This window comes from Streptomyces atratus (genome assembly GCF_014648655.1).
Taxonomy (GTDB): Bacteria; Actinomycetota; Actinomycetes; order Streptomycetales; family Streptomycetaceae; genus Streptomyces; species Streptomyces atratus.
In genome coordinates, this window is sequence record NZ_BMRN01000017.1 from 55,017 (window position 1) to 71,645 (window position 16,629).

Sequence of the window (16,629 nt, forward strand, 5' to 3'; positions counted from 1 at the left end):
GGATACGATCCCCCGGCGGACCCGGGCCGAACGGGACAGGAGTTGATCACACTCTGTCCGATGTGGGCGTCCGAGGGAGACCTGGGCCGGAGAGGAGCACCGTAGGTGACAGCCGTCGAGCTGCCGAGCGTGAGTACCGTGGACGTCGTGGGGATCGGGTTCGGTCCAGCCAACCTCGCTGTGGCGATCGCCATCGAGGAGTCCGACGCACCGATCACCATGGCCTTCCACGAGCGACAGGCGGGTTTTGGTTGGCACACCGGGATGCTGATCGAGGGCGCCACCATGCAGGTGTCCTTTCTCAAGGACCTCGCGACGATGCGCAACCCCAACAGCCGCTACACGTTTCTCACCTACTTGCACGCCCACGGCAGGATGCCGGCGTTCATCAACAGCAAGATGCTGTACCCGTACCGAATCGAGTTCCACGACTACCTACGGTGGGCCGCAGCGCAGCTCGACACGCACGTCTCCTACGGCTCGACGGTCGTGGGCATCCGCCCGGTCCAGGGCGTGGACGGCCACGTCGACCTCCTCGAGATCGTCACGGAGGGCGCGGACGGCGGCAGGCGTGTCCAGCGGGCGCGCAACGTCGTGCTCGGCACGGGCATAGCACCCAACCTGCCGCCGGGTGTCACCTCTTCGGCCCGGATCCGGCACAGCTCGGAGCTGCTCACCCGCGACTTCGGAACGCCGCGCCACGGGCGGTACCTGGTCGTGGGGGCCGGGCAGAGCGCCGCGGAGTGCGCCGACTATCTCCACCGCACCTACAGCGACGCAGCGGTGCACACCGTCTTCACGCGCTACGGCTACAGCGTCTCTGACGACAGCCCCTTCACCAACTCCATCTTCGACCCGGCCGCAGTCGACGACTTCTACCGCGCGCCGGAACAGACCAAGGAGACGCTGCTCGCGTACCACGCCAACACCAACTACTCGGTGGTCGACCTGGACTTGAGCCAGGATCTGTTCCGGCGGGTCTACCTGGAGGAGGTCCAGGGCCGCCCGCGGCTGCACGTCCACCGCGCTTCGCGGGTACGTGCCTGCACGGAGACCGTCGACGGCGTCGAGGTGGAGGTGGAATCACTGGTCACCGGCGAGGTGACCCGGTTGGTGGTGGACGGCGTCGTCTACGCCACCGGCCACCGGCCCACCGACCCCCTGCCGCTGCTCGGCGACTTGGCCGACGAGTGCAAGAAGGACGAGGCGGGCGGCCTGTATGTGGACCGCGACTACCGTGTCCGCACCTCGGAGATGCTGCGCTGCGGCATCTATCTGCACGGCGCCGGCACCGAAAGCAGCCACGGCCTGGGCGCGGGCCTGCTGTCCAACACCGCGGTCCGCGCGGGCGAGATAGCGCGATCGATACTCGGCCAGTCGGCCTGAGACGGAGAGACAGTGTTCGTACCACCGATGTACCGGATCACTGATGCGGGCCTGGTGCACGAGGTCATCCGGCAGCACCCCCTGGCCATGCTGGTGAGCAACGGGCCGACCACCCCGTACACCACCCATCTGCCGATCATCCACGAGCCGGGAGCCGAGCAGCCGGATTCGTTGACCGGGTTCTCGCTGTTCGGCCACCTCAACCGGGCCAACCCGCACTGGCGCGCGCTGGCGGGCGGAGCCCCCGCGACCCTCATGTTCACGGGTCCCACCAGCTACGTCACGCCGGCCCTGTACGACACTCCGGTCGCCGCACCCACCTGGAACTTCGTTACCGTCGAGCTGACCGGTGACCTGGTGCCACTGACCGACCGCGAGGAGACGCTGGAGGTCGTCCGGCGCACGGCCGAGCTGTTCGAGCAGCGGTTCGGCCGGGGCTGGGAGTCCGAGCCGTCGGTGGAGTACTTCCGGAGCATCGTGGACGGGGTCGGCGCCTTCCGGTTCGACGTGGTCACCGGGCAGGCGATGTTCAAGCTCAGCCAGGAGAAGGAGCCCGCGATCCGCGACCGGGTCGCGAACAGCATGCTCGCCGACGGCGACAGGACCCGTCGCGAACTGGGAGTCCACATGCAACAGATCGGGCGGCCGCAGAAGGCGGGACGGCCTGCGCTGTGGGGTGGCGCCGCAAAACCGGAGTGCCTGCTGCACGGCCTGGCCCGCACGGCAGCCGAGCGGTCCGACGAGCTCGCCCTGGCCGACGGGCCGACACAGCTGACCTATGCGGAGCTGTGGGCGTGGACCGCCGACCTCGCCGCGACGCTCACCGGTCACGGCGTCGGACCCGGCAGCCGGGTCGCGGTCACCGGCGAGCGCAGCGCGCGGACCGTGGCGGCCCTTCTCGCCACCATCGCGGTCGGCGCCACTTACGTGCCGCTGGACTCGTCATACCCGGCGAGCCGGCTCACGTTCATGCTGCAGGACAGCGGCGCCGGCATTCTGCTGCACGACGGCCCCCGGCCGTCGTTCGCCGGTGACATCCCGACCCATGCCATCGAGGGCCCGTCCGCGGGCGACGTCTCCGGCTTCCAGCCGGTCGCCTGCCGGCCGGACCTGCCGGTGTACGTCATCTACACCTCGGGGTCGACCGGGCAGCCCAAGGGCGTGACGATCCAGCACAGTTGCCTGGACAACATGGTGACGTGGCAGCGCACCGACTCCGTGCGTCCCGGCCTGCGGACCGCGCAGTTCGCGCCGCTCAACTTCGACGTGTGCTTCCAGGAGATCCTGGGCACGCTGTGCGGCGGCGGCACGCTCGTCATCGTCCCCGAGACGCTGCGGCGCGACCCGTTCCGCTTTCTGGACTGGCTGGCCGGGAATCGCATCGAGCGCCTGTTCCTGCCCTACGTCGCCCTCCATATGCTCGCGGTGGCGGCGTCGGCGCAGGACGGCGAGCTCGGCCTGTCGCTCGTCGAGGTGAACACGGCCGGGGAACAGATGCTGTGCACGCCGCCGATCCAGGCGCTGTTCAAGGCACTCCCGGGGGCCAGGCTCGGCAACCACTACGGGCAGAGCGAGTCCGCGATGGTCAGCTCGTACGTGCTGCCGGCCGACCCCGCCGAGTGGCCCTTGCTCCCGCCCATCGGCAGGCCGCTGCCGGGCTGCGAACTGCTGGTGGACCCCACGGACCCGGACGACCCGTACCTCGGCGAGCTGCTCGTCGCGGGGTCGCCGGTGTCGCTGGGCTACCTCGACCGGCCGGAGCTGAACGCCGAACGCTTCGTGACGGTCGACCGCACCCCGCACGGGCACACCAAGGCCTTCCGTACCGGCGACCTGGTGCGACTCGAGGACGGCCTCGTGTACTTCCTCAGCCGGCTGGACCACGACGTCAAGATCCGTGGTGTCCGGGTGAATCTGCTGGAGGTCGAGGCATGCCTGATGCAGCAGCCCGGCGTCGCCACCGCCGTCTGCGTGGCCTTGGAGCTGGTTCCCGGCTCTCGCCAGCTCCGCGCCGCGGTGACCCTGAACCCGGACGGGCCGGAGCCCGGCGACCTGCGCGCGACGCTCGCCGAGCTCCTGCCCGCGGCGTCGGTGCCCGCGTCGGTGGCGGTGCTCGGCGCCCTGCCGCGGACACTGAGCGGCAAGATCGACCGCGAGTCGGTCGCCAAGACCCTCTCCCCCGGCGGTGACCGATGACGGCCGGGCCGAGGGCGGGTGAGCTGACCGAACCGTACGAACGGCGGATCGCCGAGATCTGGACGGCCGCGCTCGGCGTGCCGGTCACCACGGCCGGCCACGACTTCTTCGCGGGCGGCGGCGACTCCTTCCAGGCCGCGCTCGCCACCGCTCAGGTGCGCCGCGAGTGGGGGCTGGAGATCACCGTCCAGCTGCTGATCGACCACCCGGTAATGGGTGACTTCGCGGACCGGGTGGCGCAGTTCGTGGAAGAGCGATGAGGGATCGCCTCGATCTCGTCGTCGCCGAGTGGGCACGTCGCACCCCCGATGCCACGGCCGTACTGCGCGACGGCATCGGCATCGGCTACGCCGAGCTGGTGGAGCGGGCCGAGGTGGTCGCCACCGCGTTGCGGCACGAGGGAATCGGGTCCGGGGACGTGGTCGCGGTCGCGTCGGACCGGTCCGTGGAGTTGGTCGTGGCTCTGCTCGGCTGCCTGCGTGCGGAGGCCACCACGATCGTGCTCGACCCGGCCTGGCCGTCGTGGTGCACCGAGGACGTGCTCGATCGCGCGGCCGTCCGTGCCGTGGTCCACGACGACGCCCGGGTGGAGGTTCTGCGGTCCCGTTCGGACGGGAGCGCGGACGCGGCGTGCCTCGTCTTCCTGCCCGGTGCCCGTCCCCACGGCGTGGCCGTCTCCCACCAGGAGCTCGTGGCGGCCCTGACCGACGCCGAATCCCTTGCTCCCCGGTTCCTGCAAGCGGCTGTGCCGGGCAGTTGGGACTTCACGTACGAAGTGTGGGCGGCGCTCCTCAACGGCGGGTGCGTGGTGTTCGGCCCACCCGCGGACGCCGACCACATACGACTGTCCACGACGCAGTTCCACACACTCGCCGATAACCCGGAGTCCTTGCAGGGTTTGCGTGGGCTGGTGGTCGCCGGCGCGTCACCCGACTCGTCGGCGATGCTCGCCGTGCTGCGCAAGAACCCAAAGCTGCGACTGCGGCATGTCTATGGGTCCGCCGCGACCGCCCTGGTGAGCCGCGTGGTGCGTCAGCAGGACATAGACGGCGAGTCGCTCCCGCTGGTACCGGACGACCGGATCGTGCTGGGCGAGGACGGCGAGGTGACCGTCGCCGCTGTGGCGACCGGCGACATCGGCCGGGCGGACGAGCACGGCATGATCCGAGTGCTGGGGCGCCGGGACGACCTGCTCCGAATCGGTGACCGGTGGGTCGACCCCCACCGGATCGAGACCGTGTTGAAGGCGGAGCACCGGATTGCCGAGTGCGTCGTCTTCCCGGCCGACGATGCGCTGGCCTGCGCGTACACCACGCATGACGGGCAGCCGCGACCCGAACTGCCCGGAATATCGGTCCACCTGCACCTGCCCAGCCTGCCCGCCGAGGCGACGCTGCGGGTGAGCTACTCGTCTCTGGTCGAGAAGCTGCGCACCCACGAGCCGGACTCCCTGCTCGCCGAGGTCCGCAGCCTTTTGGGCGTCACCGCCCTGACGCCGGATGACGACCTCCTCGACGCGGGCATGACCTCGCTGGACGCCATGCGGCTCGCGACCGTGCTCAGTGTGCGCGGCCGTAGGAAGGTCACCGTCGCAGACATCTACCGGGAGCGGCGGCTGAGCGCCCTCGCCGACGCCGCGACCGCGGCACCCGGATCGGTCGCGCCGGTGGTCCACGACACCCGGGACCGCCCCTTGGCCCACGCCCAGAAGCGGTTCCTGTTCGCGGAGGCCTACGCGCCGGGCAGCGCGGACAACCTGGTCATCGAGGCATACGAGCTGACCGGTCCCCTGCGTCCCGACGTGCTGCGCACGGCGCTCGGCGACGTGGTGGCCCGCCACGAGGCCCTGCGCACCGTCTATGTCTGGGAGCGCGGTCAACCCATTCAGCGCGTGCTCGCCGACAAGGCCGTGCCGTGGACCGACGTGCCGCCGCCAAAGGGCCGGCTGTCGGTCCGGGAGATCGCCGAGCGCATCACCGCGGATCTGTGGGACACGCCGTTCCGGCTCGATCGCGAGCTGCCGATCCGCGCCCGCCTGTGCCGGCTCGCGCCGGACCGCGCGCTGCTGTGCCTGCAGTTCCATCACATCGCCTTCGACGGCTCGTCGGAACTGCCACTGCTCGAAGACCTCCGACACGCCTACGTCGCGCGTGCCGAGGGTCGCGTCCCACGGTTCCCGCCCGCACCCGGCTATCCCCTGCTCGGCCGACAGGAGGCGCGCGACCTCGCGTCCTGGTCCGCCGACGACATCCCGTACTGGCGCGAGACGCTCGCCTGCTGCCCGCCGTCCTGCTTGCCGCCCGCGGACAAGGGCGGCGACGCCGAGGCAACCGCCCACGAGACGGTCCGCCGCCTCGAGGCCACCACGGTGCGGCGGCTGGAGGCCGCGGCGGCCCGGTGCGGCGGTCCTGCGCTGGCCGCGCTCTCGGCGGGCACCGCGATGGCCGTCGCCCGCCGGTTCGGCGCGGACGACGTATGCGTCGGCACCCTGACCGCGGGCCGGTTCGACCCCGCCATGGACCAGCTGGTCGGGTACCTCGTCAACCCGTTCGCCGTGCCCCTGCACGGTCTGCGACGGGAGGCGGGGACCGTGCTGGCCGCGGCGGCCCGGCAGGTCGTCGACGGGCTGGAACACGCACGGACGCCGTTCGACGAGGTGGTCCGCGAGCTGCGCGCCGAGCGCGGCGCGCACCCGTGGTTCGAGGCGTGGGTGGTGCTGCAGCACCCACCGCCCGCCGTCTCGTTCGGCCCCATCGCGCTGCGTCCGGTGCGGGTCCGGCCACCGCGGACGTCGCGCAGCTGGATGGTCGAGGCGTTCCCCGTGGCCGACGGCGGCTGGGACCTGGTCACCACATGGCGCGCGGATGTCATGACCTGCGAAACCGGTGCGGCTCTGGCCGACGACGTAGCCGCGGCGCTGGCGGAACTGGTGGACGCGTGATGGAGGTACGAAGCATGGTCGCGGTCCTGGACTACCCGGGGCGCAGGCCGGAGGCCCCGGTCACCGCGCTGGGTCTCGATGGCATGGTTCCCCTGCTGACCGACCCGCTTCCCGTCGAGGTCACCGGTCCCGCGTACGCGGCACGGCTCGACGGCTTCCCCGGTCCGGTCCTGGCCTACTGCGCCGCGTCGGCACTCGCGGTCCACCTCGCGCACCGGTTGGAACGCCCACGGGCCCTGGTCTTCTTCGATCCGATGCCGGCCACCGCCGCCGATGTCGCCCGGGCCTACACCATCGCGAGGGACCAGGTGCCGGGGAGCAGCGAGCAGGCGGTGCCGGTCGGCGAACTGCCCGATGAGCCGGACCTGTTCCTGAAGGCCGTGCACGAGGACCTGACACAGCGTACGGAGACGGCTCTTCGGGCGCAGGGGCTGGGCGATGACGCGATCGCCGAACCGGTCGCGCACTTCGTCCGACAGCATGTGGCGTACCTCGCCTACCTGCTGGCGGCACAGGGCCCGCTACCGCGGGAGCCGGTCGGGCCGATGCTCCAGATCCTCTCCCGCGACCACCCCGACCACCGCGACTGGCTCCCCGAAGGGGAGCTGACCACGATACGCATCGACAGCGACCGGGCCGGGCTCACAGCCCACGAGTCGGCCAGGAACGTCGTTCTGTCGTTCCTCTCCGCGACAACGAGGAGGCCACACTGATGACCGGCGAAGGACTGCGTGCCACGATCGAGGAGATCTGGCGAGAGGTACTCGGGGCGGATGTCGGCGACGACACCGACTTCTTCGACGAGGGCGGGCACTCGTTCGCCGCGCTGCGCATCATCGCGATGCTCAACGACCGCTACGACAAGCCGACGCCGGTGAAGGTGCTGTTCGACAACCCCCGGTTCGGCGACTTCGTCGCGGCGCTGGAGAAGGAGACGGGCCTCAGCCCGCAGCGCTAGCCGCCAGGCGCGCGCGGTCGACCTTCCCGCTGACCGTCACCGGGAAGGCCGCCAGCCGGTGCACGGCGGCGGGAACCATGTACGCGGGCAGCACCTCTCGCAGCCGCCGCAACACGTCATCGGAGTGCGGCGGCTGCGCGCCGGTCACGTACGCCACCAGCCTCCGGTCCCGCGTGGACCCGCCGGTGGCGACGACGATCGCGTCATCCACTCCCGGGCAGGCCCGCAGCTGATGCTCGATCTCGCCCGGCTCGACCCGGTAGCCCCTCACCTTGACCTGCTGGTCGATCCGGCCGAGGAACTCCAGCGTCCCGTCGTCGAGGCGACGACACAGGTCGCCGGTGCGGTAAACCCTTGCCTCGCCGAGGAATGGCGCGGGCACGAAGCGTTCCGCGGTGAGGTCAGGACGATTCAGGTAGCCGCGGGCCAGTGAGTCCCCCGCGACGCACAGCTCGCCGGGCACACCGGCCGCCTGTGGCCTGAGCAGACGGTCCACGACATGCAGCCGCGTGTTGTCGAGTGGTCCGCCGATCGGCACCCGCTCACCGGCGACGTCGCCGACGGCGAAGTGCGTGACCTGCACCGTCGCCTCGGTGGGGCCGTAGAAGTTGACGAGCCGGGTCTGCCGCAACGCCCGGCGGAACCGTCGCACATGGTCCGGGGTGAGTTCGTCGCTTCCGCTCGAGACCAGCCGCAGCGTGCGCATCCGGTCGATGGCGTTCCGCGCCACGACCACGTCCGCCAAGGCGCCCAGCATCTGCGGGACGAGGTCCATGGCGGTGACCTCGTACCGCTCGACGGCGTCGATGACGGCATCCGGGTCGCGTTCGGCGCCGGGCGGGAGCAGCGCCAGAGCGCCGCCTCCGGCCAGCCACCCGAACAGCTCCCACACCGACGCGTCGAAGGAGATCGACGTCTTGTGCAGGATCACGTCGTCGGGGCCGAGCGGGTACGCACGCTGGGTGCCGACGAGCAGGTTCGCCACGGACCGGTGCTCGACGACGACGCCCTTGGGCTCGCCCGTCGATCCCGAGGTGTAGATGACGTAGGCCGGATCCTCCGGGCGGACGGTGACCGCGGGCAGCGGCCGGCTGGGCACCTCCGTGTCCCCTCGCAGCACCATGGACGCGCCGCTGTCCCGCAGCACGAAGTCGATCCGTTCGGCGGGCAGCGACGGGTCGATCGGCACATACGCCGCGCCGGCCTTCAGCACGGCCAGAATCGCGATGACCAGCCCGGGCGAGCGCTCGGCGATGACTGCCACCCGGCCGGCGCCTCGCTCCAGGATCGCCGCCGCCAGCGAGTCGGTGCGCTCGTCCAGTTCGCGGTAGGTGAGGACACCGTCAGGTGACAGCAGCGCCCGCGCGTCCGGGCGCGTGGCGACCGCGTGGGCGAACATCGCCGGCACGGTCCGGTGGGGGCCGATCGGCCGTGCCGTGTCGTTGCACCGCTCCCACAGGCGGATGTCCGCCTCGGTGAGCAGGTCCACCTCGTCGAGCACGAGGCCGGGACAGGACAACACCTGGTCCAGCAGCGTGGTGAGGTGGCGCAGCAGACGAGCCACGACATCCTTGCCGATACCGGCGGCGCGGGCCGTCAGTTCGCCTGTCGCCGCCACATCCAGTAGCAGCGGCACGTGTTCCGGGTCCGGTTCGACGTGCAACCCCTCGACGCGGACCGCGACCTGGTAGGGCGCGCCGTGCCGCAACACGCCCACATCGAAGTTCTGGTGGGCGTAGGAGTCGAAGACGGCCGTCCGCAGCCGGTTCACGACGTCGGTGAACGTGTCGGTGCCAAAGACGGCGCAGCGTACCGGAATCAGGGCGTCGGGGCCGGTGCCGTCGACGCCGCCGCCGATCGGGGCGCCCTGGCCGATGGTGACCGACTCCGCGTGTGTGTAGCGGTGCAGCAACGCGACCACGGCGCCGGCGATCAGCAGGTGCAGGCCGTGAGGACGGCCGGTCGCCGCGGCCAACAGCCCGTCCGGCAAAGCTTGGCGCAGCTCGTGGCGCTGGTCGTCACCGGGGTGTGCGGCAAAGAAGCGCGTCGGGCCGGCGGCCAGGACTTCGTGCCAGAATTGCGCGTGTTCTCGCCGCAGAGCTTGTGTCACACCGCACATGATCCTTGGTGACTTCGCGGCAAGTCAACGGGCCCGCACGGGCTGGACAATCACGGCGGCACCTGCTGCGATAGGGGCCGCTGGGCAATCGAGGGGCGGGGGCGTTCTTGTCTGTGTCGTCGACGGTCGACCTGTTGGATTCGGCACTGTACGTGGATGGGAACCCGTACGAGATCTGGCGTGCCATGCGCGAGATCGGCCCCGTGCACCACCAAGTAGCGGCAACGGGCTCGGAGTTCTGGGCCGTGGTCGGGCACGAAGCGAGCCACCGGGTGCTGACCGAGTGGAAGACCTTCACCTCCACCCGCGGAACGACGCTGCGTGAGGACGACAACTCCGCGCCGTACCCCGGCGCCGGGAAGATGCCGGTCCTCGCGGATCCGCCGCGCCACACCGAACTACGCCGTGCCGTGGCCCGGCTGTTCACCCCGCGGGCCGTGGAAAAGCTCGCGGCGCTCGCACAGCAGGTGGCGGGTTCACTGCTGTCGGATCTACGCCGGCGCGGCGGCGGCGACTTCGTCACCGACGTGGCCGCAAAGTTCCCGCTCGCCGTACAGGCCGAGCTCCTGGGGATTCCCCCCGAGGACATTGCGTTGATCTCGGACGCGACCAGCCGAGCCCTGGACGCCGCGGAAGACGAAGCGGTCGGCGGGCACCACGACGTGATGATGTACTACTTGAACGCGCTCGGCACGCGGCGCGACGGGCCCGGCAAAGACCTCCTCGGCGCGCTCCTGTCCGCCCGCGCGGGCGGACTGCCCCTGACGGACGAAGAGATCGTCCTGACGTGCGACAACATCGTGGTCGCCGCGAGTCAAACAGCCCGGCACTCCGCGAGCGGCAGCCTGCTGGCGCTACTGGAACGCCCGGCAGTCTGGGCGGCACTACGCAACGGGCAGATCAGCATCGACTCCGCCATCGAAGAACTGCTCCGCTGGACCGCACCGGTCACCCACGTGATGCGCACCGCCGTGACCGACACCGAACTCGCCGGCACACAGATCCACGCAGGTGACGCGCTGGCCGTATGGACCGCCTCGGCCAACCGCGACCGGACCGTCTTCAAAGACCCCGACGACCTGGTCCTGGACCGCCACCCGAACCCACACCTGACCCTCGGCGCCGGCATGCACTTCTGCCTCGGCGCAGCCCTGGTCCGCGTCATGCTACGGGCACTGCTGGAAAACCTGATCAGCGCCGACACATCACTGGCACTCACGAACCCGGCCGGCTGGAACTCCACCTGGGTCGTCAACGGCCTGAACTCCCTCCCCGTAACAGTCACCCCCACCTGACCGGCCCGGACACCCACCGACCACCCCTGCCACGGTCACCCCACCCGACCCCAACACCCGGGAGATCCATAGCCGACAAGCTCGTATCCGATGCCCCGGAAGTCGCTGAGATCCCGTCTCACGTACATCGTCGGTGTCCCAGGAGAAGTTCCCGGATCTGCGCCGGGCAGGTAATGAGGCGGCGGGAGAACCGTTCGCGGCCTCTCACCGTGGGCGGCCAAAGTGCACCGGCGTGAACATTGAAGATCCCAAAGAACTGGTCCGGCGCGGGCACGACGCGCTCCCTCTTCGCCATGCCCAGGCGTACGCCGCCGAGACGCTGTACCAGCCCTGGCTCAGCGAACTGTCCGGTCGTATCCCGGTTGGCGGCGCGGTGCTGGATCTGGGGTACGGAAGCGGGGTTCCCGTCGCCCGTGCTCTGGCGACCGCAGGTCACCGTGTCACCGGCGTCGAGACAGCTGGCGAGGCGTTCGAGGATTTCATCGGCGGACTTCGTCCAAACGTATGGTTTCGGGTCGGTGTTCCAGGCGGCGATCCAGATGCGGATGTCCTTCTCCAGGGCTTCGACGGGTCTGTGGACGACTCGCCGTATCTGCTTGTTGGTCAGCTCGGCGAACCATCGCTCGACGAGGTTCAACCAGGACGACCTGGTCGGGTGAAGTGCAGGTGCTGTGGCCCTCGATGAGTACGGCGGACAGGTGGGACTTACCGAAGCCGGCTGCGGAGGCGGTGCGTGCGCGTCGCGCGTAACGCTTTCTGCGGAAGCTTCCGCCAGCGAGTGGAGTGGGAGGGCAGCCGGTCATGACCCTGGGTGTGACAGGTACGCGGTTGGCTCAGTCGCCCCGCGATGCTTGATGTTGACGGCCGAAGCCTTGGCCAGCGCCAAGGGGTTCAAGAATCGCAGCGGACCGATCAGTCGGGACGCAAACAGATGCATGTGCCGCGCCACCGATTCATCTCGCGCTGCCGCCGAGAACATCAGCCGCTCCAAGGGATTGAACGGACGGGCCTTGGCGAAGTCGGCGGCCAGGTACTGGTGACCGCGCAGCCGGCGCCGGTGCCTGCGTGCGTACATCACGAGCGACCTGTCGAGGTCGCCCCGACCGGTTGCGGCCGAGGCGACCGCCTCCGCCAACCATTGCGCGGACTGCAGAGCCCACCCGCATCCCACTCCCCACAGGGGATCGCCGGTCAGGGCGGCGTCACCGATCAACGCGACGCCAGGTGCGGTCGGCTTGCGGCTGTGAAGCGGATGGTTGACAGTTCCGGTGATCTTCGTGATGCGCTCGGCGGAGTCGATGGGCGGTGCCTCGGGCAGGGCGCGAACGAACTCGAAGAAGCTGCCCTCCAGGTCTTCCCGGAAGGCCGGCAGCCGCTTCTTGTCCGGGAGCACCGCGATGACCGTCACCCCGTCGTCGTTCGGAAACGCGTACGCCATGTCGGGCTCGAGGAACCAGGCGAGACCGGTCCCGCCGTGCAACGGAAGATTGCGGAAGTGCGCGAGATAGCCGAACCGCGCGTTCTCGTACAGCCGAGCAGGCACCCCGGCGAACTTCGCCACGGCCGAGTCCTTGCCATCGGCGCCGACCACCAGGCGGGCCCGGATCTCGCGCTCGCCCTGTGGTGTCGACGCGCGCACCCCCAGGGTTCGCCCGGCTTCCCGGACCAGCCCGGTCACATGATGACCGAGGAGCAGATCGACGCCAGGGGTCTTTGCCGCATGGGACCTGATCAACGGGTCGAGGGTGCTGCGCCGAATGTTGTACGCGTACGGCAGCGCGGGGCCCTCCGGCGCTGCCCTCGGCTCGATCCATCCCCAGCGCGTGTACCAGCGGGCCTCGTTGCGGACGGCTCCCGCCTTCTCGAGCGCGGGGATGAGGCCGAGTTCGTCCAGCACCGGGTAGGCGCTGGCCTGGAGGGAGTGGGTGCAAAGCACCTTGTACGCTTCGGGGTCCGAGCGGCGTTCCAGCAGTGCGACGCGGACACCGCGTCGAGCGAGCAAGATCGCCGCGGCACTGCCGGCGAGGCCGGCTCCGCTGATGACGACGTCGTAGTCGTATCCCGCGCTCTCAGGCCTGGTCATGCGCTGATCGCCCCCTTCGAGGTGTGGTGCAGTGCGTGGAAGTGGTGCAGTGCCACTGCTGTCAGGTACATGGACAGTTGTCAAGAGTTGTGGATCGGGTGATGTGTGATCAGGCTGCGGTGGCCTCCTCCGTGCGTTCGACCAGGCCGGCGGCAGGCACTCCCGCACGACGTCTCGATGTCCAGATCATTTCCCTGATGGAGGAAGTCGTAGCAACCATGGGCTGAGTTCCAGCGAAATGCCGCGAGAAGAGTCACGCGTGAACAGGCCCCTATATGGGGATTGCCGGCCATCTGTCAGTGCCAGCATGAGAGCCGTGGGCAAGCGGCACCGACCGCCGGGCCCCTGGCGATTCTCCGTCCCCGCGCTGTGCCATCAGCGCGTGCCCGTATCTGGAGCGGCGATGAAAGTACAGCAACCATTCCTACGCAACGTCGAGGGTCTCCCCCGGTGGGTGCCGGCCCCTGGGTTGATCGGCTTTCTGGTGCTGCTTCTGGCAATGTTCGCCGTCTCGTACAAGATCGGTACTGTCGTCGGCCCGGTCGCACCTGGGATGCACTCCACCAATACGGGTGGCAGTGGCGGCGGCCAGACGGATCCGCACGGCGGTGGCATGGGTGACATGCACTCGGGTGGTGAAGGATGACGACAGTACGGTCGGAGGGCACGCTCACGACCACCGACCTGATCGTCGGTGGCATGACCTGCGCGGCCTGTGTGAATCGGGTCGAGAAGCGCCTGGCCAAGCTCGGCGGGGTGACCGCCATGGTGAACCTCGCCACCGGTCAGGCGAGGGTGAACCACCCCCCTGAGGTCACAGCGGACGATCTCGTAGCCGTCGTCCAACGCGCGGGCTACACAGCCGAACGCCCCTCGGCACCCGAACCCCGGCAAACAGTCGGTCAGTCGGATCGGGCACAGGACGAGGCCGCGACGGAACGCAACCGGCTCGTGATCACCGCGCTGCTCGCCGTCCCGGTGATCGTGCTTTCAATGGTGCCCTCCCTGCAGTTCCGCAACTGGCAGTGGCTGTGCTTCACGCTGTCCGCTCCGGTGATCCTGTGGAGTGCCTGGCCCTTCCACCTGCGCGCACTGCGCGGGCTGCGGCACTCATCGGCCACCATGGACACGCTGGTCTCTCTCGGCGTCATCTCATCTTTCGCCTGGTCGGTGTACGCCCTGTTCCTCGGCGGAGCGGGCGCCAGGGACATGCGCATGCCGTTCACTCTGCTTCCCTCCGCCGGCGGAGGCATTGCGCACGTCTATCTGGAAGCCGCTGTCGCGGTTCCGCTGTTCGTCCTCACCGGCCGGTTCCTCGAAGCGCGGGCCCGGCACGGTACAGGTGAGGCGCTGCGCTCGCTGGCCGGACTGGCCGCCAAGGACGTGACCGTACGGGACAGCGGTCAGGAGCGAAGGATTCCTGTCGAACAGCTCCTCGTCGGGCAGGAGTTCGTCGTCCGGCCCGGGGAACGGGTCGCCACCGACGGTGTGGTGGTCTCCGGCCGCTCCGCTCTTGATCTGTCTCTGGTCACCGGGGAAAGCGACCCGGCCGAAGTCGGCCCGGGCCAGAGCGTCGTCGGGGCCGCTGTCAACTCCGGCGGCATGCTGCTCGTTCGTGCCACAGCAGTCGGCGCGGACACCCGGCTTGCCCGGATCACGCGCATGGTCACCGAAGCTCAGGCGGGGAAGACCCGCGCTCAGCGTCTGGCGGACCTGGTGGCAGGAGCTTTCGTACCCGCCGTATTGGCACTGGCCGTCACCGTCCTCGGCTTCTGGCTCGGTGCCGGAGCAGACCCGCAGGCGGCCATCACCGCGTGCGTGGCGATCCTGGTCGTCGCCTGTCCTTGCGCGCTGGGGCTGGCCACCCCGGCTGCCTTGCTCGCCGCCACCGGCCGAGGTGCTCAGCTCGGGGTTCTGGTGAACGGGCCGCGGGCCCTGGAGACGCTGCGCCACATCGACACGGTCGTCCTGGACAAGACCGGCACTCTCACCACCGGGCACATGGCCGTCTCCCACATCACCGTAGTGACGGGGGGAATCGGACGGGAGTCCGTGCTGCGGCTGGCAGGTGCGGCCGAGCAGGGATCGGAGCACCCGGTGGGGCGAGCGGTCACCGAATACGCGCAACGCGCACTGCCCGAGCGCCCCCTGCCGGACGTCTCCGACTTCAGGGCAACACCCGGGGTGGGTATGACGGGTTGTGTCGAGGGCCGTCAGGTGGAGGTGCGCGCCGCGCAGGGTGACCTTCCAGAGACTCTGGCGCGGGCCTTGGCCGCAGCCGAAGCGGCCGCGCACACTCCGGTCCTGGTGCGCGTGGACGGCGTCGACGAGGCTCTCATCGCGGTCGGGGATGTGCTGCGGCCGGGAAGCTACCGGGCCGTGCACAAGCTCAGGCGCCTGGGAGTGGAACCGATTCTGGCCACCGGCGACCACGAGGCCACCGCCCACGCCGTAGCCGGCGAACTCGGCATCATTCACGTGCACGCCCGATGCAGTCCCGAGAGCAAAGCGGATCTGATACGGCGATTGAAACGTGAGGGCCGCCGCGTCGCCGTGATCGGTGACGGTGTGAACGACGCCGCCGCCCTGGCCGGCGCCGATATCGGAATCGCCATGGGCACCGGAACGGATGTGGCCATCGGCGCCGCAGATGTGACGCTGGTCCGCGGTGGCATCGAGGCAGTCACCGACGCCGTCCGCCTGGCGCGTCGCACTCTGGGGACGATCCGCATCAATCTGATGTGGGCGTTCGGGTACAACGCGGTCACCTTGCCACTGGCCGCGGTCGGATGGCTCAACCCGATGTTCGCTGCCGCAGCCATGTCCGTCAGTTCACTCCTGGTGGTCGGCAACAGCCTGCGCCTGCGTGCCTGGCAGCCGTCGCCCGCGCGTCACCCCGCGTCGCGACGTTCGCTCCGCCGAGGAAGGATGCCGCTATGACGGCCCCCGCCCGACGGACCGCGGCCGAAGGCTGGATTCCGACGCGCCGTCGCCTGCACGACGGGCTGCTCGCCGTGGTCGCCCCCTTGGCAGCCTTCTCGGTGGCCCTGGGCGGACTGACCGCTTGGACCGCATCGGGGGCCGCCGGGGCCCCGCCGCGCCTGGAGATCAGCGACGGGCGCGTCTTCCTGCCCTACAACGGCAACGTGGACACCGCAGCGTTCTTCCGGATCACCAACAGCGGCGGAGCCGACGACCGGCTGGTCTCTGTCACTTCCGCAGCCGTAGACAGCGCCATGCTCAGTCGGCACGTACGTCACGACAGCGGTGCAGGCTCCATGAGCATGGTCAGTTCAGTCGGTCTGCCGGCTGGAGAGACCCTGGCCATGTCGGCAAGCACGGTGGACGTGATGGTGAAAGTGAAGGACCGCCGGCAAGTGGGCGACGTGCTCCCCTTCGTCCTGCACTTCCGCCACAGCGACCCGGTCGAGGCCCTGGCGGTCGTGGTCCGTCCAGGTGGCTGAATCATCCTCGGACCAGGCACTTCACCCGCAACAACGGAGTCCGGCTTGCCGTTCTTGGCGTCCTCGTGGACGAGCAACGTGCGGGAGCCCGGCGGAGCGGCGCGCACGCGGTCCCGTTGCCCTCGGCTGCCGGCCGTGCAGGGCGCATCGGCTGTTCGCCGGTATGTCCGCGGACGGAATTCGTCTC

12 protein-coding genes and 1 pseudogene are annotated in these 16,629 nt (G+C 69.8%); 10 read left to right on the top strand and 3 right to left on the bottom strand.

From position 1 onward, the window contains the following. The first annotated feature begins 105 nt into the window (after positions 1-105). From IEZ15_RS25170 to IEZ15_RS25195, 6 genes are read left to right on the top strand one after another with little or no spacing between them, the layout of a single operon-like run. Positions 106-1,386: a lysine N(6)-hydroxylase/L-ornithine N(5)-oxygenase family protein gene (locus IEZ15_RS25170; protein WP_189279473.1), complete on the top strand. Its 1,281-nt coding sequence runs from the start codon at positions 106-108 to the stop codon at positions 1,384-1,386. A gap of 12 nt (positions 1,387-1,398) precedes the next feature. After that, positions 1,399-3,582 (top strand): AMP-binding protein, encoded by a 2,184-nt coding sequence (locus tag IEZ15_RS25175; protein ID WP_189279474.1) that lies wholly within the window; start codon positions 1,399-1,401, stop codon positions 3,580-3,582. Next, positions 3,579-3,842 carry a phosphopantetheine-binding protein gene (locus tag IEZ15_RS25180; protein WP_189279475.1) on the top strand — a complete coding sequence of 88 codons (264 nt, stop codon included), beginning with the start codon at positions 3,579-3,581 and terminating at the stop codon, positions 3,840-3,842. The genes IEZ15_RS25175 and IEZ15_RS25180 overlap by 4 nt, the downstream gene beginning before the upstream one ends. Then, positions 3,839-6,523, top strand: coding sequence for a condensation domain-containing protein (locus IEZ15_RS25185; RefSeq protein WP_189279476.1), 2,685 nt, complete (start codon positions 3,839-3,841; stop codon positions 6,521-6,523). The genes IEZ15_RS25180 and IEZ15_RS25185 overlap by 4 nt, the downstream gene beginning before the upstream one ends. Then, positions 6,523-7,236 carry a hypothetical protein gene (locus IEZ15_RS25190; protein ID WP_189279477.1) on the top strand — a complete coding sequence of 238 codons (714 nt, stop codon included), beginning with the start codon at positions 6,523-6,525 and terminating at the stop codon, positions 7,234-7,236. The genes IEZ15_RS25185 and IEZ15_RS25190 overlap by 1 nt, the downstream gene beginning before the upstream one ends. Continuing rightward, positions 7,236-7,481, top strand: a complete 246-nt coding sequence (locus IEZ15_RS25195) for an acyl carrier protein (RefSeq protein ID WP_189279478.1) — start codon at positions 7,236-7,238, stop codon at positions 7,479-7,481. Before IEZ15_RS25190 ends, IEZ15_RS25195 begins: the two co-directional genes overlap by 1 nt. Here the strand turns inward: IEZ15_RS25195 and IEZ15_RS25200 are convergent. Continuing rightward, positions 7,465-9,591: an amino acid adenylation domain-containing protein gene (locus IEZ15_RS25200; protein ID WP_189279479.1), complete on the bottom strand. Its 2,127-nt coding sequence runs from the start codon at positions 9,589-9,591 to the stop codon at positions 7,465-7,467. The genes IEZ15_RS25195 and IEZ15_RS25200 overlap by 17 nt on opposite strands. 143 nt (positions 9,592-9,734) lie before the next feature. Between IEZ15_RS25200 and IEZ15_RS25205 the strand changes: the two genes are divergently transcribed. Continuing rightward, a complete protein-coding gene (locus tag IEZ15_RS25205; RefSeq protein ID WP_157986987.1) occupies positions 9,735-10,895 on the top strand; it encodes a cytochrome P450 in 1,161 nt (386 codons plus the stop codon). A 457-nt stretch (positions 10,896-11,352) separates the two neighbouring features. On the opposite strand, the pseudogene IEZ15_RS25210 reads toward IEZ15_RS25205, so the two are convergent. Together IEZ15_RS25210 and IEZ15_RS25215 are read right to left on the bottom strand one after the other, a co-directional pair. Beyond that, a pseudogene (locus tag IEZ15_RS25210) lies at positions 11,353-11,550 on the bottom strand (IS630 family transposase); the annotation flags it as partial. 144 nt (positions 11,551-11,694) lie between these two features. Then, positions 11,695-12,978 carry an NAD(P)/FAD-dependent oxidoreductase gene (locus tag IEZ15_RS25215; RefSeq protein ID WP_189279480.1) on the bottom strand — a complete coding sequence of 428 codons (1,284 nt, stop codon included), beginning with the start codon at positions 12,976-12,978 and terminating at the stop codon, positions 11,695-11,697. Positions 12,979-13,462: 484 nt separating this feature from the next. Here IEZ15_RS25215 and IEZ15_RS25220 point away from each other — a divergent pair, with 484 nt between their 5' ends. Genes IEZ15_RS25220 through IEZ15_RS25230 form a run of 3 tightly spaced genes read left to right on the top strand, consistent with a single transcriptional unit; the run spans position 13,463 to position 16,442 of the window. Further along, on the top strand, positions 13,463-13,624 hold the full coding sequence (locus IEZ15_RS25220) for a hypothetical protein (RefSeq protein WP_229846102.1): 162 nt from the start codon (positions 13,463-13,465) through the stop codon (positions 13,622-13,624). Further along, positions 13,621-15,918 carry a heavy metal translocating P-type ATPase gene (locus tag IEZ15_RS25225; protein ID WP_189279482.1) on the top strand — a complete coding sequence of 766 codons (2,298 nt, stop codon included), beginning with the start codon at positions 13,621-13,623 and terminating at the stop codon, positions 15,916-15,918. The genes IEZ15_RS25220 and IEZ15_RS25225 overlap by 4 nt, the downstream gene beginning before the upstream one ends. After that, entirely contained in the window at positions 15,915-16,442 is a 528-nt protein-coding gene (locus IEZ15_RS25230) for a copper chaperone PCu(A)C (protein ID WP_189279483.1), read from the top strand. Before IEZ15_RS25225 ends, IEZ15_RS25230 begins: the two co-directional genes overlap by 4 nt. The last annotated feature ends 187 nt before the right edge of the window (positions 16,443-16,629 follow it).